General features: G+C 63.7%; 19 protein-coding genes. 2 read left to right on the plus strand and 17 right to left on the minus strand.

Going from position 1 to position 19,114, the window contains the following annotated elements; genetic code table 11:
* Window positions 1–30 precede the first annotated feature (30 nt).
* From rapZ to mtgA, 9 genes are all read right to left on the minus strand, one after another.
* Window positions 31–900, minus strand: coding sequence for an RNase adapter RapZ (gene rapZ, locus EG19_RS05895; protein WP_038048579.1), 870 nt, complete (start codon window positions 898–900; stop codon window positions 31–33).
* On the minus strand, window positions 897–1,850 hold the full coding sequence (hprK, locus tag EG19_RS05900) for an HPr(Ser) kinase/phosphatase (RefSeq protein ID WP_053334971.1): 954 nt from the start codon (window positions 1,848–1,850) through the stop codon (window positions 897–899). Before hprK ends, rapZ begins: the two co-directional genes overlap by 4 nt.
* Window positions 1,847–2,305 carry a PTS sugar transporter subunit IIA gene (locus tag EG19_RS05905; RefSeq protein ID WP_038048580.1) on the minus strand — a complete coding sequence of 153 codons (459 nt, stop codon included), beginning with the start codon at window positions 2,303–2,305 and terminating at the stop codon, window positions 1,847–1,849. Before EG19_RS05905 ends, hprK begins: the two co-directional genes overlap by 4 nt.
* A gap of 20 nt (window positions 2,306–2,325) precedes the next feature.
* Window positions 2,326–2,865 (minus strand): ribosome hibernation-promoting factor, HPF/YfiA family, encoded by a 540-nt coding sequence (gene hpf, locus EG19_RS05910; protein ID WP_038048582.1) that lies wholly within the window; start codon window positions 2,863–2,865, stop codon window positions 2,326–2,328.
* Window positions 2,866–2,874: 9 nt separating this feature from the next.
* Complete coding sequence (gene rpoN / locus EG19_RS05915) at window positions 2,875–4,413, minus strand: RNA polymerase factor sigma-54 (protein ID WP_161685434.1); 1,539 nt, start codon at window positions 4,411–4,413, stop codon at window positions 2,875–2,877.
* A gap of 9 nt (window positions 4,414–4,422) precedes the next feature.
* The gene (gene lptB / locus EG19_RS05920; protein ID WP_081799965.1) at window positions 4,423–5,163 is read right to left on the minus strand and encodes an LPS export ABC transporter ATP-binding protein; all 741 of its coding nucleotides are present in this window, start codon (window positions 5,161–5,163) and stop codon (window positions 4,423–4,425) included.
* On the minus strand, window positions 5,148–7,097 hold the full coding sequence (locus EG19_RS05925; RefSeq protein WP_038048585.1) for an LptA/OstA family protein: 1,950 nt from the start codon (window positions 7,095–7,097) through the stop codon (window positions 5,148–5,150). The genes lptB and EG19_RS05925 overlap by 16 nt, the downstream gene beginning before the upstream one ends.
* Window positions 7,094–8,047 (minus strand): acetyl-CoA carboxylase carboxyltransferase subunit alpha, encoded by a 954-nt coding sequence (locus EG19_RS05930; RefSeq protein WP_053334989.1) that lies wholly within the window; start codon window positions 8,045–8,047, stop codon window positions 7,094–7,096. Before EG19_RS05930 ends, EG19_RS05925 begins: the two co-directional genes overlap by 4 nt.
* A gap of 78 nt (window positions 8,048–8,125) precedes the next feature.
* Window positions 8,126–8,866, minus strand: a complete 741-nt coding sequence (mtgA, locus tag EG19_RS05935; RefSeq protein ID WP_081799966.1) for a monofunctional biosynthetic peptidoglycan transglycosylase — start codon at window positions 8,864–8,866, stop codon at window positions 8,126–8,128.
* Window positions 8,867–8,895: 29 nt separating this feature from the next.
* On the opposite strand from mtgA, the gene EG19_RS05940 reads away from it, so the two are divergent.
* The gene (locus tag EG19_RS05940; protein WP_038048587.1) at window positions 8,896–10,488 is read left to right on the plus strand and encodes an ArnT family glycosyltransferase; all 1,593 of its coding nucleotides are present in this window, start codon (window positions 8,896–8,898) and stop codon (window positions 10,486–10,488) included.
* Here the strand turns inward: EG19_RS05940 and EG19_RS13085 are convergent.
* Together EG19_RS13085 and EG19_RS05950 are read right to left on the minus strand one after the other, a co-directional pair.
* A complete protein-coding gene (locus EG19_RS13085) occupies window positions 10,378–11,475 on the minus strand; it encodes a glycosyltransferase (RefSeq protein ID WP_081799967.1) in 1,098 nt (365 codons plus the stop codon). The two genes, EG19_RS05940 and EG19_RS13085, sit on opposite strands and share 111 nt — an antisense overlap.
* The gene (locus EG19_RS05950; RefSeq protein WP_038048591.1) at window positions 11,466–13,469 is read right to left on the minus strand and encodes a transglycosylase domain-containing protein; all 2,004 of its coding nucleotides are present in this window, start codon (window positions 13,467–13,469) and stop codon (window positions 11,466–11,468) included. The genes EG19_RS13085 and EG19_RS05950 overlap by 10 nt, the downstream gene beginning before the upstream one ends.
* A gap of 66 nt (window positions 13,470–13,535) precedes the next feature.
* Between EG19_RS05950 and EG19_RS05955 the strand changes: the two genes are divergently transcribed.
* Window positions 13,536–13,784 carry a hypothetical protein gene (locus EG19_RS05955; protein ID WP_038048593.1) on the plus strand — a complete coding sequence of 83 codons (249 nt, stop codon included), beginning with the start codon at window positions 13,536–13,538 and terminating at the stop codon, window positions 13,782–13,784.
* Here EG19_RS05955 and EG19_RS05960 read toward each other — a convergent pair.
* Genes EG19_RS05960 through EG19_RS05985 form a run of 6 tightly spaced genes read right to left on the minus strand, consistent with a single transcriptional unit; the run spans window position 13,746 to window position 19,072 of the window.
* Window positions 13,746–15,005: a hypothetical protein gene (locus EG19_RS05960; protein WP_038048595.1), complete on the minus strand. Its 1,260-nt coding sequence runs from the start codon at window positions 15,003–15,005 to the stop codon at window positions 13,746–13,748. The genes EG19_RS05955 and EG19_RS05960 overlap by 39 nt on opposite strands.
* A gap of 32 nt (window positions 15,006–15,037) precedes the next feature.
* Window positions 15,038–15,799: a Stp1/IreP family PP2C-type Ser/Thr phosphatase gene (locus tag EG19_RS05965; protein ID WP_053334974.1), complete on the minus strand. Its 762-nt coding sequence runs from the start codon at window positions 15,797–15,799 to the stop codon at window positions 15,038–15,040.
* A 20-nt stretch (window positions 15,800–15,819) separates the two neighbouring features.
* On the minus strand, window positions 15,820–16,443 hold the full coding sequence (locus EG19_RS05970; RefSeq protein ID WP_038048599.1) for a J domain-containing protein: 624 nt from the start codon (window positions 16,441–16,443) through the stop codon (window positions 15,820–15,822).
* A gap of 31 nt (window positions 16,444–16,474) precedes the next feature.
* A complete protein-coding gene (locus tag EG19_RS05975; RefSeq protein ID WP_038048601.1) occupies window positions 16,475–17,551 on the minus strand; it encodes a hypothetical protein in 1,077 nt (358 codons plus the stop codon).
* Window positions 17,548–18,318: a helix-turn-helix domain-containing protein gene (locus EG19_RS05980; protein ID WP_081799968.1), complete on the minus strand. Its 771-nt coding sequence runs from the start codon at window positions 18,316–18,318 to the stop codon at window positions 17,548–17,550. The genes EG19_RS05975 and EG19_RS05980 overlap by 4 nt, the downstream gene beginning before the upstream one ends.
* A 28-nt stretch (window positions 18,319–18,346) precedes the next feature.
* Entirely contained in the window at window positions 18,347–19,072 is a 726-nt protein-coding gene (locus EG19_RS05985) for a hypothetical protein (protein ID WP_152543946.1), read from the minus strand.
* Between the last annotated feature and the right edge of the window lie 42 nt (window positions 19,073–19,114).

Below are 19,114 nucleotides of genomic sequence, written 5' to 3' on the forward strand. Positions count from 1 at the left end.
GTTCTTGCCTGCCCCCTCCTTGCTAACGGCTCACGCTTCCCTATCCCGATCGCGATGGTGGACCCGCACAAACCACCCCGCCCTCCGCAAGTCCTCCCCCAATCGGGAAGCTAAGTATACCGACCGGTGGCGACCACCGGTGCAGCCGAAGGCAATCACCACGTAGCTCTTTTGCTCGCGCTTGTAGTAGGGCAACAGCTCCTCCACCAGCCCTTTGAGCCGGCCGTACACGGTTTCCACCTCCTGGTGGCTGGAAAGCCAGGCCACCACGTCGGGGTGATCGCCGGGCAGCGGGCGCAGCTCCGGGACGAAGTAAGGGTTGGGCAGAAAGCGCACGTCAAACACCAGGGTGGCGTCGGGGGGCAAACCAAACTTGAAGCCAAAGCTTTCGCAGCGCACCACCAGCGGTTGCGCCAGCTCGGTGGTGCCAAACCGCTTGGCCACCTCGGCACGCAGCTCGTGGGGGGTGTAGTTGGAGGTGTCCAACACCGCCGAAGCCACCGCCCGCACCGCCTGGAGGATTTGACGCTCGTATGCCACGGCTTCCGGCAGGTCCAAATGACGAAAGGGGTGAGGGCGCCTGGTTTCCTGGAAGCGGCGCACGATGACTTCGTCGGCAGCATCCACGAACAGCACCTCAATGCCCGGAAACCTGGCCTTGAGCTTTTCCACCAGCGCAGGAAAGCCGGCGGCAAAGGCTGGCGTCCGCACGTCCACCACCACCACCCAGGGCGGCCCCTGGGCTTCAAACGCCCTTTCAAAAAGCGGCTCGATGAGGTCCAGGGGCAGGTTGTCCACGCAGGTAAAGCCCAGGTCCTCGAAGCAGCGGGTGACGATGGACTTACCCGCACCCGAAAGGCCGGTGACGATGATGGCTCGGGGTTTGGTGGCTTGGCTCATTCCGGTTTGAGCACGTGGTCGTGGGCCTCCACGAAGGCCCGGCCCATGTCGCTGACCCCCCGCTGGAGCAGCAAATGCCGCCGGGCCGCGCATTCCACCAGCAACGAGAGGCTGCGCCCGGCGGCCACCGGAACCTGCAGGAGCGGACGACGCACCCCCAGGATCTCGGTGAACTTCTGGTCCAGCCCCAGCCGTTCCACGGGCAGGGTCTCCTCGGGGACCAGCTGGATGACCAGATCGATGGGTTTCCAATCACGGATGGCTGCGGCTCCAAAAAGCTGATCAATGTTGATGATCCCCAGGCCCCGGACCTCCATCACGCCGCGCCCCTTTTCCGGGGCCTGGCCGATGAGCTGGTCCTGCCGCACCCGGAAGACCTCCACCACGTCGTCGGCCACCAAGCGGTGGCCCCGGTAAATGAGCTCCAGGGCGCATTCGCTCTTGCCCAGGCCCGATTCACCCTGCAGCAACACGCCCACCGCAAAGATGTCCAGGAGGTCGCCGTGAATCCGGGTTCGCGGGGCCAGAAGCACTTCCAGGGCGGAGGAAAGCCGCTCGATGACCTCCGAGGTGTTGGCCGGGCTTACCGCCAAAACCACCTCATGGGCCTTGCAAAAGTTGGCGAAAAGCTCCGCGGTTTCCCAGTTGCCCTTGCTCACCACCACCAGGGGCGGGGTGCTGGCGACGAGACTCGCCACCCGCTCCTGCCGCGTGGGCTCCGGGAGGGTTTTTAAAAACTCCGCTTCGCTGGCCCCAATGACCTGCACCCTCCCTGGCCGAAGAGAAGCCAAAAAACCCGCCAGCGCCAAACCCGGTTTTTGCAAACGGGGGGAAAGGATGGGCCGCTCCAGACCCACCGGCGAAGCCACCGAAAGTGTGAGCTCAAGCCCGGCAAGCCTCTTGTCCGCAAGGAACTGGGAAACCTTAAGAGGAGCTGGTGGTTGGCTCATGCGTTGTCTCGCTTGGCCAAAAGCACCAAAAGCTCTTGCGGCGTTTTGACCTTGGCCAACCCGGCTTCCACGTCCCGGTCCCGCAGGAGCCTGGCGATTTCCGCGAGCACCTGCAGGTGCGCGGCCGGCTCATCGGGCGGGGACAACACAAAAAAGAAAAAGCGGGCCCGGTCCTTGGGTTCGGGGCCAAAGGGAACCGGTTCTTGAGTGCGGGCAAAGGCCACCACCACCTGCTTGAGGGACGGTAGCTTGCAGTGGGGTATGGCCGCCTCATGGCCCACCACCGTGGCCCCCAGCTTTTCCCTTTCCAAAAGGTGGTCCACCAGGTCCTCAGCGCTGTTCACCAGGCCACTGCGCTCCAAAGCCTGGGCCACGAAGTACAGAACCTCCTCCCGGGTACGAGCGGGGATATCCAGGAGCACGTGCTCCGGCAGCAGGAGATGATCGAGCCTCACAGGGTTTTCCGTGCGACCTTCTAGATCTCCGGCGTCACCAAGCCGTAGGTGTTGTCCCGACGGCGGTAGAGCACGTTGATTTGGTCCGAATCGGCGTCCCGGAACACGATGAAGTCCTGCTTGCTGGCATCGAGCTCCAAGGCCGCTTCCTCCACGGTCATGGGCCGCACCGGCACGTAGGTGGTTTCCACGATGCGCGGGGTGCCTGAGCGCACCGACTCGGCTTCCACCACCCGCAGCTCCCAGGCCACTTCCCGGCCGGCACCCTTTTGCCGCCGGTCGCGAACCTTTTGCTTGAGCCTTCTCGCTTGCTCCTCCAAGCGATTCACGACCTCCTGAAAGGCCACCGACCACTCGGGGTTTTGCGCGGAGGCGGCTATTTCCGCGCCTTTGGCCCGGATGTAGCCGTCCACCAGCATGCGGTGCTTTTCCTGGGAAAAGGTGAGCCGGGCCTCGTGGACCTCCCGGAAGTACTTGCCCAAACGCGCAACCTTTTTTTGGATGAGGGATTGGTCTTTGGGGGTGAGCTCCACGTTGCGGGTGACGATTTCAAACTCCACGGTACCCTCCTACCTGGACCCTATTTTAGACGGTTCTGCCGAGTTTCTCATCCACAGGCCCCGCTTGCGCACCTCTGAGGAGGGGATGCCCATCTCCTCCCGATACTTGGCAACCGTTCGCCGGGCAATCCTAATCCCTTGCCGGTTGAGCAAGCGGGCAATCCGGGCATCGGCCAGCGGCCGGGCGGGGTCCTCGTTTTCGATGAGCTCGCGGATCTTCTCCTTTACCGCCACCGAGGAAACATCGCCCTCCAGGGCGTGGCTTAAGCCCGAATGGAAGAAAAACTTAAAAGGAAAAACACCGCGGGGCGTGGCCATGTACTTGGCTTGCACCACCCGGCTTACGGTGCTCTCGTGCATGCCGATTTCGTCGGCCACGTCTTTCAAAACCATGGGCCGGAGGTACTGGATGCCGTGCTCCAAGAAAGCCTCCTGCCGCCGGACAATGGTTTCCGCCACCCGCAGGATGGTGCTGTGCCGTTGCTCCACCGCCCGCAAAAACCACAGCGCTTGTTTCATGCGCTCTCGCACAAACGCCTGCGTTTGCGGGTCAGCGGTGGGGTTTTGCAAAAGCTGCAGGTAGCGCGGCGAGAGGTGGACCTGTGGCAGGTTGTCATCCACCAGCTCCACCACCCAACGCCCCCCCACCTTCTTGACCACCACGTCCGGCTCGATGGCGGTGCTGCCGCTGGCCCCCACCAGCGCCCCGGGATGGGCCGGCAGCTTGCGCAGGACCTCCAGAGCCCGGCGGAGGCTCTCCAGGCTCACCCCAAGGTGCGCCGCCATGCCCTCCCAGTTCTGCTGCAGGAGCAGGCCGAACGCTTCCTTCACGATGGCCGTGGCCAGCCGTTCTTCCTCGGTGGGCTTAGCAATGCGTTCCAGCTGCAAAAGCAAGCATTCACGCAAATCGCGGGCCCCTACTCCCGCGGGATCGAGCATCTGCACCCAGCGGAGGGCCTCCTCCAGCGTTTCAACGGACACACCCACCTGCGCCGCCAGGTCAGGCAAAGGGATGCGGAGGTAGCCGTCGTTTTCCAGGTTGCCAATGAGGAACTCGCAGAGCGGCGAAAGCTCAGGGGGAACCGGCAAAAGGCGCAGCTGGTCAATGAGGGCATCGGCTAGCGAGGGTTCGGGGTTGGGGAGGTTGAAAAGCGGGTCCAGCTCCTCCTCATCGAAGGAGGGATCCCCCAGGGGCGGGACATCGTGGAGGTCGTTGGCAAACAGCGCCGAGAGCTCCACCTCCTCAAAGCTGGGAGCGGTTTCCGCCTCTTCGTTGCCGTCCCCGTTGGCCCGTTCGGGCGCCGGAAGCTCAGGGGTGGCGGGCTCTTCCGTCATTGCCGGCGCTCCCACCGCTTCCGCCGCGGCAACTTCCTCCTGCTCCTCTAGCTCCACATCTTCGGCCAGCTCTAAGAGGGGGTTGGCTTCCAACTCCTGGCGCAGCACCTGCTCCAGCTCGAGCCGCGTCAGCTGAAGGAGCTTGATGGCCTGCTGCAGTGCCGGTGTCATGAGAAGCTTTTGGGAAAGCTTCAGCGAGGGCTTTTGGTTCACCGGCATAGGCTACAGTTCAAACTCCTCTCCAAGGTAAACTTGCCTCACCAGCGGGTCGGAAGCCAGGCTCGCCGGATCCCCGCTTGCAAGAACCTTGCCGTCTTTTATGATGGACGCGCGGTCGGTGATTTTCAAGGTGTCGCGAACGTTGTGGTCGGTAATGAGGATGCCAAACCCCTCCTTCTTGAGGTGGCGGATGAGGCGCTGCAGGTCCAAAACGGTGATGGGGTCAATGCCGGCAAAAGGCTCGTCCAACAGCAAAAAACGGGGCTGCGTCACCAGGGCGCGGGCGATCTCCAGCCTCCGGCGCTCCCCTCCCGAGAGGGTTTCCGCCGGCTGGAAGCGCACTTTTTCCAGGCCGAATTCGGCCAGCAGCTGGTTGACCCGGTCCTCCGCTTCACTCCAGCTCACCCCTAAAAGCTCCAAAACGCCAAAGAGGTTTTGCTCCACGGTGAGCTTGCGGAAAACCGAAGGCTCCTGGGGCAGGTAGGAAAGCCCCAGCCGCGCCCGCCGGTACATGGGCTCGTGGGTGATGTCCACGCCTCCCAACCGCACCTCGCCTCCATCGGGCCAAACCAAGCCCACCAGCATGTAAAAGGTGGTGGTCTTGCCGGCGCCGTTGGGTCCCAAAAGCCCCACCACCTCGCCCGGGTGGAGATCGAGGCAGACCCCGTCCACCACCGTTCTGGCTCCGTACCGCTTGCAGAGCCCGCGAGCGATGAGGCTTCCGTTGGCTACTTCTGCGGTAATGGCGTCCTCCTTGCCGGCGTCTTGGCCGGTCCTTCGGGATGGTACAAGGTTTGCGAGGGCGTATCCACATCGCCGCCCACGTCCATGCTCCCCGTCTTGCGGTTCCAGGTGATGCGGGAAGCCTGCACGCGGTTGCCCGAGGGTTCCTCGGCAATGGCGGGTTGACCGGTGATCAGCAGGGTCTCGCTGCTGCCGTCGTAAACCGCCACATCACCGAAGATGCGGCGTCCGCTGGCCTTTTCCCGGATCACCACGTGCTCGCGGAACTCCCCCCGGAGGATTTCCCCCTTTTCCGTGAGGAAGGCCTGCAGCGTCTGGCTTTCGATGGTCCCCCGCTGGTCCAAAACCCGAACCCCTCCGGAAAAGAAAGCCTCCCCTTTGGCACGCATGTAGGTGAGCTGGGAGGCCTCGATGGTGCCTGCCACCTGCCCTTCGCCGGCACTTTTGGAAAGGACCCTGCCGCGCGCCTGGAGGGTGGCGGCTTCCTCGTCGAGAAGCATCTCATCGGCACGGAGCACCTGGGCGTTTTGCCAAATGCGGGCATCCCCCAGGAGGGTGACCCGGTTGCTGCTGGCCACGGCGCCTTTGGCTTGGCTTGCGGCAAAACGCAGCTCCTGGGCTTGCCCTTGCTGCTTCACTGTGCCCTGCACGCCGCCGGAAGCCGTGAAGTTCCCCTGCTCGTCAAAGGCGATGCGCTGGCACACCCCGTAAAGTTCCCGGGAGGAAAACTCCACCTGCCGGTCAGCGGTGAGCTCACCGGGACCGTTGGGCAGCTTGGCCACCAGGGTATCGCCCCTGGCTTGCCCGGCGGCCTCCTCCAGGACGACATTGCCGTTCGCCCGCAGTTCCTGGGCCTGCCCTTCGGCAAAGGCCACCACCAGCCTTTCGGCGGAAAGCCGGGAGGGCTGCTCCCGGGGTCGCGAACGGAGGGCGCAGGCTAGCCCCAAACCCTCCAGCTTCTGCAAACCCTCCTGCGCTGCGACTCCTTCAAAACGCCAAGCTTGAAGCTCCCGTACCTCGCCACCGGGCAAGAGCACCCGCAGCCGGGCCCACCCGCTCTCGCTGGAGCTTTGCGCCACAAAGGCCCACGTCCCATCAATTTGGCGCTGGGCTTGGCTGTCACCCCACTGGCCTTCTACGGTTTCGCCGTTTTCCGTTTGCCCCACCACCGCCACCGGGCCTTGTAGCGCCAGCTTCTCAAGTGAACCGGTCTCGTCGTCCAAAAAGAGGGTTCCTCCCGGGGCTTCAAAGCGAAAGCTCTGCCGGAAGAGCATCACCCCTTTGGGAAACTCCACCGTCCCTTGCTTGCGCCGGTATTGGGCCATCGGCGCCAGGAGCGTCACCCGCTGGCCGCCGTTTTCCTCGGCCACCAGACTCACGCCGTTTTCCACCGTGACCAGGTCCTCGGAAAGCGCGGAGGAAAGCGAGCCCGCCAAACCGCCCCATCCCACCCCTGCAAAGCTCACCGGCCCCCGGGAGCGCAGCAGCTGCTCGCCGCTTTCCAGGGAAAAACCCTGGGCTCGGGCCACCACCCCGTGCCCCAGGCTCAAAAGCGGATCCCCCTCCACCACCGCTTGGCTGGTGCGCTGGTGAAAGCGGGCCTTTTTGGCTACCAGGCCGTAAGCCACTTCCCCGCCCTGGAAAAACGTGAGATCCACGTCGGTGAGCTCCAGCCAGCCGGAGGCAAACTCCACCGACTCCTTGGCCGCCAGGCGGATGCTGGGGCTCACCCCCAGCGCGTAGGTAAAGACGAAGCCCTTTTGCACCCGCACCGGTTGTTCGGTTTGGTCGGTCGTGGGCGTCCGGGCGGGAGCTTCGGTGACCGGGGCCCGGCGTTGCCACTGGCGGTAAATCAAAAGCCCAACGAGCAAGCCAAGCCAAACCCCCAGCAAGCTGGCGGTGACCGTTCGATAAAGGCGGGTGCGGGCTTTCACCGCTCGGCGAAGACTCCCAACGCCCGGAACCGCTGGTATCGCCGCTGGATCAGCTCTTTGGGCTTTAAGCGGGAAAGCTCGTGCAGGTGCTTGCGGATGGCTTGACCCACGGTGCGGATGGCCAGCTGCGGGGCCATGTGGGCGCCCCCCAGAGGTTCCGGCACCACCTCATCCACCACCCGGAAGCGCAGCAAATCCGTGGCGGTGAGCTTCAAGGCTTCGGCAGCTTGCTGCACCGCCGATTGGTCCTTCCACAGGATGGCGGCGCAGCCTTCCGGGGAGATCACCGAGTAAATGGCGTGCTCCATCATCAGCACCCGGTTGCCCACGGCAATAGCCAACGCTCCCCCGGAGCCACCTTCCCCGGTGATCACCACCACGATGGGCACCTCCAGCATGGCCATGGCCCGCAGGTTGTAGGCGATGGCCTCAGCTTGCCCACGTTCTTCGGCATCAATCCCCGGGTAAGCGCCAGGGGTATCCACGAAGCACACGATGGGCCGCCCGAACTTGGCCGCCAGCTCCATCACCCGCAGGGCTTTGCGGTACCCCTCGGGCTTGGGCTGGCCGAAGTTGCGGTAAAGACGCTCCTTGGTGTCGCGCCCCTTTTGGTGCCCCACGATGGCCACCGATTCCCCATCCAGGCGGGCAAAACCGGCCACGATGGCGGGATCATCGGCAAATCGGCGATCCCCATGGAGCTCCACCCAGTCGGTAAAAAGCCCCCGGATATAGTCCAGCGTGTACGGGCGCTCGGGGTGACGGGCAAGGAGGCACTTCTGCCATGGGGTGAGGTTGGCGGTAACCCGGCGCACCTCCTCCTCCAGCGCCTCCTTCACCGCAACCGCTTCCTCCCGGGCCTGGGTGGTCCCCAGGGATTCCAGCTCGGCCAAGCGAGCGCGCAGTTCCTCCACACGGGCTAAAAACGGCGGTACCGGCAAGCTCCCCATGGCCATGAGGGTATCGCCTCGCCGCCCAATTGACAAGCGCTGCCGGGGCTTTACAGCAGGTGGAAAAGCTTTTTTGGGTTACCGGCGCTGAGCTTCCCGGACCAAGGTGTAAAGCCAGGAAGCGTGCGCGGCCCGTTCGGCAATGACCTGTCTGCGGGCGCGAAAGCGGGCGCTGTTGGTTTTCGGGTTGTCCCGGGTAGGGGCCGGGATGGTGGCCGCCAGGGCGGCGGCCTGGGCGGGGGTGAGGTCCCTGGCGGCACAGCCAAAGTAGGCCTGGGAAGCCGCTTCCGCCCCGAAAATCCCCGGGCCAAACTCGGCGATGTTCACGTAAAGCTCCAGTATTCGCCTCTTCCCCAGCTGCTTCTCCAAATGCCACGCCAGCCGCACCTCGGCGAGCTTGCGCGTGAGGCTGCGCTCTCGCGAAAGGAAGAGGTTTTTGGCCAGTTGCTGGGTAATGGTGGAGGCCCCCCGGAGCCTCCTTCCCTCAATCCACTGCTGAAAAGCCTCAGGCCAAGCGCTGAAGTCAACGCCATTGTGGTGAAAGAAGTTGATGTCTTCCCCCACGAGGATAGCGACCAAAAGATGGTCAGAGACCTGCTCTAAAGGCACGTAGGAAAAACGCAAGCTTCGTTTGATGCCCGCTTTTTCCCATACTTCCATCTGTCGGGCCGCGGCGGCCCAGGGCTTCCTGGGTGGGCCGGAGCGCCAGGGCGTCAGGTCGGGCAGCGGCGAAAGCACAAAAAAGAAAACCAAAACCAGGGCAACAGCAGCGAACAGGCCCAAGACCGCCCATCTGCCATAATGCCGCCGCCCTACCATAGCCCCATTGTAGGGCGAAGGAGGTGCCGGTGCGGGCAAAAGCCCTCTACGTCTTTGCTTGCTTCGCTTTGGCCGTAGCTTTTTTCACCACGGTACCTTTCCGCGGCCTTTTCGAGCCCGACGAAAGCCGGTACGCCTTGGTGGCCCAAGGGATGCTTCAGGAGGGGCAATGGCTGGTGCCGCACCTGGAAGGGCGACCGTACACCCACAAGCCGCCGCTGTACCTCTGGCTGGTGGCCGCGTTGCGGGGCCTGGGGCTCCCCTGGACCGTGGCCGGCGTGTTGCCCTCCTTTGCTGCCGCGGCGGCGCTTTTGCTGCTCTTTCCCGGCCTGGGCCGGCGGTGGGGCCTGAATGCCGAGGAAAGCTACCTGGCCGCCGCCACGCTGGTGGCTTGCCCGCTTTTTGCCACCATGGCCTTGGCGGCACGCATGGACATGCTGCTGGCTCTGGCGTTGAGCGTGGCACTGGCCGCTGCCTGGAGCTTGCTCTTTGGTGAAAGCGATTCCCCGCGTTGGCGGTGGTTTTTCTGGCTTTCGGTGGCGGCCGGGGTGATGAGCAAAGGCCCGGTAACCCTGGCGCTTTTGGCGCTCACCTTGGTGCTGCTGGCAGCGGTGAACCGTGAGCCCCTGCCCTGGCGCCGGCTTTTTGCCGGTGGGGCGTGGGTGGCCGCTTTGGGCCTGCTGTTGGCGTGGTTTGTGCCGGCAGCTTTGAGCCAGGGACGGGCCTGGGTTGAGGAGATCCTTGTCCGGCAATCCGCTGGCCGCATGGTGAAGAGCTTTGCCCACCGGGAGCCCTTTTACTTTCACTTGCTCACCTGGCCAGTGACGGGGTTCCCCGCATCGCTTTTGGCCCTGGGCGCTGCCTTGGCCTTTTGGCGACGAAAAGAAGAGCCCGCACTGCGCTTTTGGGCTTCGGCGTTTCTGGCTATATTGCTGTTCTTCTCCGCGATTTCCGGAAAGCTCGTGGTTTACCTCCTGCCGCTGGTCCCGGTGGCTGCAGTGCTCAGCGTGCTGGCGCTCAGGCGCCAGAGCCGGTGGATTTTGTGGGCGGTTTCCTTGGTGGCGCTGGTGGGTGTGGTTCTGGGGCTGGCGCTGGCCACCCTCCCCTACTGGCGAAACGAGCTGCCCCTGTCCCCGGCTTTATCGCTGCTTTTAGGCGGAATTTTTGCAGCGCTTTCGGCTTTCGCTGCGCTTTTGGCTTTCCGCGGTCAGTTGCGCCAGGCCTTTCACGTTTTGGTGGCTGCCGGCCTTTTCTTTACCCTGGCGGTTCTCCCGGTGGCCACCGATGCCCTGGACGCCCGCTTAAGCGTTCGTCCCATCGCCCGCCGCTTGGCGGCTTTGGTGGGTCCACAGGCACCCGGGCTGGTGTACCGGGAAACCCTTTCGGGCCTGCCGGTTTACGGCGAAAGACCCTTTTCCCGGCTGGAAAGCCCCGAGGCCCTGGCGGAAGCGCTGCAAAGCGGTGGAGCGGTGGTGATCACCCAAAAGGACTGGCAAAAGGTAAGCCCGACGCTAAACCTCGAAGCTCTCCAAATTGAGAGCTTCCCGTACCGCCGCTCGGCGCTTCTGCTGGTCTACCCGCGACAAGCTCTGGAAACCGGGAAGGAGCAGCAAGGACCGTAGCCAGCCCACGTAGCGGGGGGCTAGAAGCGAAAGGTCGTAGAGGCTTTCCGCTCGGGCCCGGGCTTTTTGCCCCATGGCCGCGCGCAGCGACGGGTTTTCCAAAAGGCGCGTAAGAGCCTCTAACCACTCTTCGGGGGTTTTCGCCCAAAAGCCGGTCTCCCCGTGGACCACCACCTCGCGGTTGGCGCCCACCGGCGAGGCTACGCAGGGAAGCCCGGCGGCGGCGTACTGGATGCAGCGGTACCCGCCCTTCCCCTGGGTCCAGAGGTCGTCACTCAGGGGCGCCAGGCCCACGTGACAGCGGGCCAGGCTTTCCCCTTCGGTGGCCTCGCTCCAGGGCTCCAGCTCCACCGGAACCCCCGAAAGCGCAGGGAGGCGATCGGAAATGACCTTGAGGCGAAAGGGAAAACGACGGCTCAAGGCCTGCAGCACGCCCTCCAGGTCCTGCAGGTACCGGAGGTTCTTGCCCAGCCCGATCCAGCCCAGAATCACCTCCCCGTGGGCGTCTGGTTTGGCCAGCGGGTAGCGCCGCAAATCCACCGGCGTGGGGTAAACCACCGTAGATGCTCCCAGCGGGGCCACCTGCCGCGCGAGCTCATGGGAGCCCACCACCGTCAAAGCGCAGTTGCGCACCATGCGGGCAAAGCGGCGACGCCGCCACCACGCCTGATCCGGTGGCTCGCCGTGCCTTTTGGGCTTGCCGTACATCACCGCGTCGTCCACATCCAGCACCCACAGCGGGCACCAGCGGCGCACCAGCAGGTCTTCCCCCAAAAGCAGCTTGAGCTTGGAAAACAGCACCAGCTCCGATGAGCGAAAGGTAGCCGCAAGCCGCAGCACCCGCAGCCATTCCGGCCGCCGGGGCAGCACCACCGTGGACAGCTGCAAGCCCGCCGCCCCCGCAAAAGGTTCGAGGCTAGCCAGCCGCAAGCGGTAGGAGGGGGCTTTGGGGTTGGGAACGACGATGGTCACGCGCCTTAAGGCCACGGCCCCTCCTTGTACACCCTGGGAAGCCGCCGGTCTATCTCCTGCCACACCACACCGGCCCCGCTGGCACCGTAGAGGCCGGTTTCGCGGTTGCGGTCGGTTCCCACCCAGACCACCACCAAAAACTTTGGGCGCAAGGCCACAAACCAGGAGTCCCGGCGGTTGTCAGTGGTGCCGGTTTTCCCCGCTAAAGGACGACCGCAGCGGCTGGCAAAACCGGCCGCCGTGCCGCTTTCCACCACTTCCTCCAAAGCCCCCCGCACCTGGCCCACGGCTTCCGGGGCAAACACCTGGCGGTGGTGCCGGCCTGGTTCCACCGCCCAGGGCTCCAGGAGCCGGCCACCGGCGAGAAGCGTGGTAAAAGCCCTTGCCACCTCCAGCGGGCTGGCCTCCACCGCCCCCAGCAGCTCGGCAGGGGTCCCCGGGGGCGACAGGCCCAGCTCCCGCAAGGTGTTGGTCACCTGGCTCAGGCCCAGGCTCAAGCCCAAGCGAACCATGGGCACGTTGACCGAATGCACCAGCGCTTCCTTCACCGAAATGGCACCGCGGAAGCGGCCGTCGTGGTTTTGGGGGGTCCAGAGCTGCGTTCCCACTGGAACCGCAAGCGGTTCATCCAAAAGCGTGGCCTCCAGATTCCAGCCTTCTTCCAAAGCCCTGGCCACCAGAAAGGGCTTGACCAACGAGCCAATGGGCCTTTTGGCCGAAAGGGCACGGTTCAGCTCACCGGGCTTGGGCTGCTTGCTTCCCTGTAATGCCAGTATGCGTCCGTCAGCACCCACCACCACCACCGCCACCTGCAACGGGTCGCCGCTTCCTTCGCCCAGCGCCGGCTTTTGCGCAAAAAGCCGGGCCAAGCTGGCTCCCACCCCTGCCCGCACCGCTTCCTGCACCACCGGGTCGAGGGTGGTGATCACCTCTTTCCCCTTCACCAGGTCCAAGAAGTGGGCCGCTGCCTCCCACCGCAGCGGCCATGGGGCCGTGGGCAACGGACCCAGCTGGGCTTCCGTGGCTTCCTCGCCGCTTACGTGCCCCTCCCTCTGTAACGCCGAAAGCGCTTGGGCCCTCCTGGCCTTGGCTGCCTGCGGGTGGACGAAGGGGTTGAAGCGGTTGGGGGCAGCAATCATGCCGGCCAAAAGCGCCGCCTCATGGAGGCTTAAAAACCGTGCGGGTTTTCCAAAGTAAAAGCGGGAGGCGGCCTCCACGCCCACCACGGAAACGCCACCGTCCTGCCCGAAGTACACGTGGTTGAGATAGGCGTTGAGGATCTGCCGCTTGCTGTAACGGTACTCCAGCAAGCTGGCCAGAAACGCTTCCAGGACCTTGCGGCTCATGCGCCGCTCGGGGCGCAGGAGCAGGAGCTTGACCACCTGCTGGGTGATGGTGCTGCCCCCCTGCTTCACCCCGCCGCTGGTGAGGTTCGCCACGGTGGCCCGAAGCACACCACGCAGGGAAAGGCCGGGATGGCTGAGGAAGCCGCGGTCCTCCAGATCCACCACCGAGTTGATGAGGCCTGGGGATACCTGCTCCAGAGCCACCGGCCACTGCACGGTGTCCTTTTCCGGCAACAACGCCACCAGGCGGGGTGGGAGAGTGATTTCTCTAAGGGCGCCGGCGTTCGTTTGGGAAAGTTCCAGCCCGGAACCGGAGACCCTCACAACCACCGGCGTCTGGCCGGAAGCCAAGCCCGGGCCTAACAGGAAGCTGTTTCCGGTGTGGCATACCTCGTAGGGTCGAGGCCGGGAGCAGGGCTTGGGGGGAAGACCGTGGGCTGCGAAGAAGAACTGCAGTTCCTCGGAAGTCCACGCCTCACCCGCCCGGAGAACCCCTGGGCTGGCAAAAACCCTGGGGCTTCCTGCCGCTGCCAGCGCCCGCTCCATCCCTGCCCCCACCAGGGCCAAACCCCAGCCCAGGATTAAAAGCCCGCTGGCCACCGCAAGCAGGCACAGGAGCACAAGCCAGCGGAGCACAATCCGGGTTCGCCTGGTAAGCGGCACGTCCCCATTTTAGAGGAGGCGAACCTTTGCCGCCCGGGCTGCGTTTATCCGGTCGGAGGTGAACCAATGCTCGAGCTGGTTGGCTTTTTCCTGCTGCTTGCTGCTCTCTACGTTACCTGGAAAGTCCTTGTGCTGGTGGTGAAGCTTGTGTTTTTGCCCGTAAAGCTTGCATTCATCCTCGTCAAGCTGGTGCTGGTGGTGGTGGGGACGCTCCTGCTTTTGGCCTTGGGCTTGCCTCTGCTTTTTGCGCTGGCTTTGCCCTTGCTGCTGGCGGGACTACTGCTCTGGGGTGTAGGGCGCCTGCTTTTCGCCTGAGAAATCCAAAACCGGGGTGGTGAAAAGCCTCGCCAACACGCCCTGTTGGGTGAGGGCGTAAACCCGCAGCTGGCTGGGCTGGGGTCGAGCTTCGGCGCTCCAGGCTAAGAGGGCAGGTCCCACGCCGGCGGTGGGGATGAGCTGGCGGTCCACGATCTTTCCCCCATCCTCAGCCACCGCCCACACCTCCACCACGTAGGCGTCCACCTCTTCCTGGCTTTCCACTTCCCAGGAAAGCTGCCAGCTGTCGCCCTCCGCCACCAAATCCACCGCCCCCAACCGCACCGGGTAATCGCGCAGCTCCCGCACGGCAAAGCTGGCTTGGGCTTCGCCGGGGAGGCTCAAAACACCCAAAAGCACCGCTTTCACGCCCCAAAAGGAGGCCTTGCCTTCTTGACCAGGCTCCAGTTCGAGGGTGTCGAAGCGCCCGTCTTCGTAAAACAGCACCAGTCGAGCGGCACTGCGCACAAGCCGCCCCGGGAGAACCGCCACCCCGTCACCTTCTGGCAGTAGCGCCACAAACTTCACTTGCGGGACCACGAAGCGGAAGGCCGCATCCCCGGCCAAAGCTGGTGCGGAAGCCCCCGCCCAAGGTCCCACGCTCCAGCCCAGCTTCTGGGGGGCAAGCAGAGCAGCCAACGTCACATCCCAAAGGGCGGAAGCCACCCCCTCGAGGTTGGACTTGCTTTCCACCATGCGCCAGACATCGTCCAGGCTTTTGGCCGCCCTGACGCCGTCCTCCTTGAAGTTCCGCCACAAAAGCTCCAAAAGGGCGGTGCGCTCGATGTCCCCTGCCCACAACGCCGCTTGAAAACCGGCTTCCCACCGCTGGCGGAGCCGGCTGGAGGGGGGTGCCATGTGCGCCGCCACCAAATCCGAAAGCTCCGCTGCGAGTTGGCTTTCACCCAGGTTCTTGCGCACAACCCCCTGCACCAGCACGAAAAACTGGTCTTCCAAAGGCAGCGAGGACGGCAGCAGCACATCCACCGGAGCAAGCGTGGCGTCGTAAGGATCTTGCGCCAAGCGGACCCGCAAGTCGCGAACGTTCCAGCCTCTTTCCGCTAACAGCTCCAAAGCCTGTTCGGCGTGGGAAAACTGAACTAAAAGCTGAGGCCCCGCCTGGATCTCGAAGACGGCCCCGCTCCTGCCGGCTACGGGAAGAGCGGCATTGGCAACGGCAACTGTTGCAATCAGAAAGGCAATGGCGAGCGCTCGCTTCATGCTATAAGGCTACCCCTCCCGCCCAGGGCCCGTCAAGCGCGAGCCCTGACCAAAACCACGGTGATGTTGTCCAGCCCACCCCGCTCGTTGGCGGCCGCCACCAGGCGGTTGGCGGCTTGACCCAAAGCCGGAGAGGTGACAAGGATGTTGCGGATGTCCCCGTCCTCCAGCATGGTGTTAAGCCCGTCGGAGCACAACAGCAGGGTATCCCCATCGTTGAGCTTAAGCTCCATAAAGTCTACGGCTGGCTCCTGCATCCCGCCTAGGGCGCGGGTCACTACGTTTTTCAAAGGGTGGTTGCGCGCCGCTTCTTCGCTCAAGAGGCCCGCCACCACCTGCTCGTGCACCCAGGAATGATCGGAGGTCAGAAGCTTGAGCTCCCCTCCCCGCAAGAGGTAGGCCCGGCTATCCCCCACGTGGGCCACGGTGGCGGTGTCTTGCTTGAGGTCCAAAAGGGCAGCCACCACTGTGGCCCCCATGCCCTTGAACTCGACCGCCGACTCTACGGTGGCCATGACCTTGCGATGGGCAGCGAGGATGGCTTGCACCAGGCGGTTGGCGTTTAAAGACAACCTTACTTCCCAGTTCTCGGGCCAGGTCTTGTCCTCGTGCTCGCGGGTTGCTTCCACGGTGGCTTCGATTTCCCGAACAGCAATGGCAGCGGCCACCTCTCCTGCGGCATGCCCCCCCATCCCGTCGGCAACCAAGTAAAGGCCCAAATCGTCCCTCACCAAAAAGGCGTCCTCGTTTTGCGCTCGCCGTAAGCCGCGATCGGTAATGCCGTAAGATTCCACGCGCAAGAGCTTCGCCCCCCTTAAGCCTTTTGTCCACGCATCATTCTAATTTCCCCCAGAAGCGTCTGCACACTCGGTTCATCGGGTAAAAGCTGGGCTGCTTGCTCGGCAAACCTGCTGGCCCGCAGCACCATCCCGGCCCGCAAAAAAAGACGAGCGCAATCTAAAAAGTAGTTGCCGTTGAGCGGGTCAAGGGTGCACGCCTTTTCCAGCTTGCGCAGCGCCTGGTCAAGCTTGCCGGTTTGCGCCAGGAACAAACCGAACTGGTGCTGAATCCGTGCGCTGCTGGGGTCGTGGGCCTCAGCTTGCTGAAAGTAGTCGTGGGCTTGCCCTATATCGCCTTGTTTGGCGAGGGACACCGCTTTTGCCAGGAGGGCCTTGGCCAGCTCCTTGGGATCCACCGGCCCGATGGGGGTGGCTGTCTCCAAAGTCCTATCGTACCGGGCTCGCGTTTCGGGGTTGGAGAGCACGTTAAAGGCCTGGGTGATCCTCTGAAAGCGCTCTTCCGCCTGTTTTTTTTCAGGACCCTGAAAGCGGTCCGGATGGAGCTCCCGTGCCAAGCGACGAAAGGCTGCACGGATTTCCTCAGTGCTGGCCTCCCGCCTTACGCCAAGTACCTCATAAAAGTTTGGCTCCCTGGCCATGTCGCTCCCCTTACTTCAAGCTTAGACCAAATCACTCCCTCAACGCTACCCTTTCCCGAGCCACCCGCCGCACCGGCTCGGAAACGTTGCGATCGCGAGCGAGAAGCCGCAAATCCCGGTCGCTTAAACGCGACATCAACTGGATGGCAATGGCCGGCGGCGTTCTCGGGTTGAACACCAAGTTGCGCACCACGCCGTAGCGGCGCAAGAACCGCTGGCGGCTGGCGATGATGCGGAGGGCCTCTTCGTTCACCGCCCGCATGCCAGCAATTTGTTCCACCTCGCCTTCGGAAAGCTTGGGGCTGGCCAAAACGGCCCGGACCACCAGCGAGCTCCGGTCGCGCACCAGAATCAAGCGTTCCTCCCGGGTCCCCTTCAAGGCCTGCATGATGCGCTGGTAAGTATTCATCAGCGCAATGCGCACAAAAGCGTCCTGAATTTCTTTGGGAGCCCCGGCTTCCGGTTCGGGGGCTTTTACCGGCTCCACCTCGGGACCGGGCGGCACGATCCCCACAGCTTTGAGCTCTTCCAGCGCTTCTCCAATGGAAGGGCCATGAACGGGCTCTGGCGGCGCTTCTTGGTCGGTGGCCGACGCCCAGACCGTGGCCTTTTCCAAAAACTCCTCTTCAAACTCCCGCAAGCGACGCAAGATATCGGGAGTTACCTGGGGATTGGCGCGCAAATCCTCAATGATCTCCAGGCACCCCAGCAAACGCACTTGGTTGGTCACCAGGGCGTCCTGGGTAGCGGGAGGGGCGACCCGCGCCAGCCAGCGCAGGGTTTCATCGGCGGTGCGTGGGTCGCGGATGATTTCCTGCCACAAGCCCTCGTCGCGGAACCACTTGGCGATAAGGTCAATTTCGAGAGGGTCGAGATCGGGAAGGGCCAAGGTATCCCGGGCGTGTTCGGCAGTAAAGGAAGACAACGACTCCCGGGCCGCCTCGGCAATTTCCTGATCGGAGTCGGAAGCCAAAAACACCAAAATCCGCAGGAGCTCTTCCCGGGGCACCGGCAGCAAGCCCTGGGCGGCAAAAACCCGCACCGCCCGGCTCACCATCCCCTGGCGGATGCCGCGCACCAGCTCCTGGGGAGTGGCAAAGCCGCTCACGGCTTTTTCGCCTCCCCTTGGGTGGTCCATGGGACGGCCAAGCGCAGGACCTGGCCATCCCGGCCCGGCGGTGAAAGCTCAAGATCCCGAAAACGCAGGGAAACTGCGCCAGCATCACCCAAGAGAAGCTCGCCCCCGGTCTCCGGCACCTCCAGGGTGAGCTGCTGCCCGGCCGGCAGGAGTTGGCGCACCAACGGCTTGCCCGCTACCAGCCACTCCACCCAGCAGTCACGGCGGGTTGCCAAAACCAGGCCGTTGGCTGGCGCTTGCGGCTGCTCGCTGGGTTCAGCAGGCGTTGGGGTGGGAGGAGGGGTGGGGGCCAACTGCTGGAGGAGGGCTCGGGGGGTGGGCCCGATTTCCGCCATTTCGGAGTTGTTGCTCTTTTCCAACCAAAAAACCACCGCCGCCGCAAGGCAAACCAAAAAGAAGCCAAGAACCCAGCGGGTCCAGGTCTTGGGCTTTACCTCCTCTACGGTCACCACGGGAAGAGGCTGACTGGAGGATTCCCATTTTTGCCACAAAACGTCAAAGGTGGCTAACCAGGAACTGGGCTCCTCCCCGAGAAAGCCCAGGTACTGCCGCAAAAACATGCGCGTAAAAACTGCCCCCGGCAAACGCGAAAAAGCCCCGGCCTCCAGCGCCTGCAACGTGTGAATAGAGATTTTCGTTTTGGCGGCAATGGCTTCCAGGGAAACGTCATGAGCTTCACGTAAAGCTTTGAGCTCCCGCCCAAACTCCTCAGGCCCTTGGGCGCGCAAGTCTTTCATGGCAGAGAAAGTTTACGGCTATTTGTCGTTAGTGCAAGTATTGCTCCTCACCTGGCGTGCGCAAGCGCCGCACCCACAGGGCTTGCTGCGCCAAGTTGCGGACTCGCGCTGGGAATTCCCGGGAATTGGAAAAGGATAAGAGCTCGTCATCGGACAAACTCACCAGCACCGCCACGGCCAGCGCCACCGGCATCGCTGGGTTGGCCAAAGCCGCCTTGCGCACGGACGCCACCTGCCCCCAACGGTGGTGTCGCAGGATTTGCGCCAAAACCCGCGATGAACCGGTTTCTGCTGTCAAACGCACGCAGTGGTTTTGGGCAAACTTTGGGTTATCGAGCAGAGCCGCGATGACCCGGGTGTCCTCCTCGCCGAGGAGGTGAATCAAAACCGGAGGCGGAGCCTGGCGGGCAAGGGAAACCTTTTCACCAACGGTAAGCGTCGGCAGCCGTTCCACGAGCTTGCCCTGGGCCTGTTGTCTCACCGGCATGGGCGTCCGGGGATCGCCCAAAACCTCTAACAGGTCGTGCCATCCCAGAAGCGGCAGCGCCCGCCAAGCAAAGGCGCGGGGGCAGCGGGGGTGGCGCACCAGCGCCACCATCACCCTGCGACGGCTGGTGGCCCAGGCGCTGCCGGCTACGGCTTCGACGAAGGCCCCGGTGCAGTAGGGCGAGCGGAGTGCGCGCACAATTTCCAGCTCATCGTCCAGCTCGCTCAAATCCTTGGCTCGCCACAGCTCGGGCAACGTAACCCCCAAGCAATAGTATCGTCCAGCCACCGGTGCTTTGCTAGACTCTCT

Source organism: Thermoanaerobaculum aquaticum (genome assembly GCF_000687145.1).
GTDB classification, from domain to species: Bacteria; Acidobacteriota; Thermoanaerobaculia; order Thermoanaerobaculales; family Thermoanaerobaculaceae; genus Thermoanaerobaculum; species Thermoanaerobaculum aquaticum.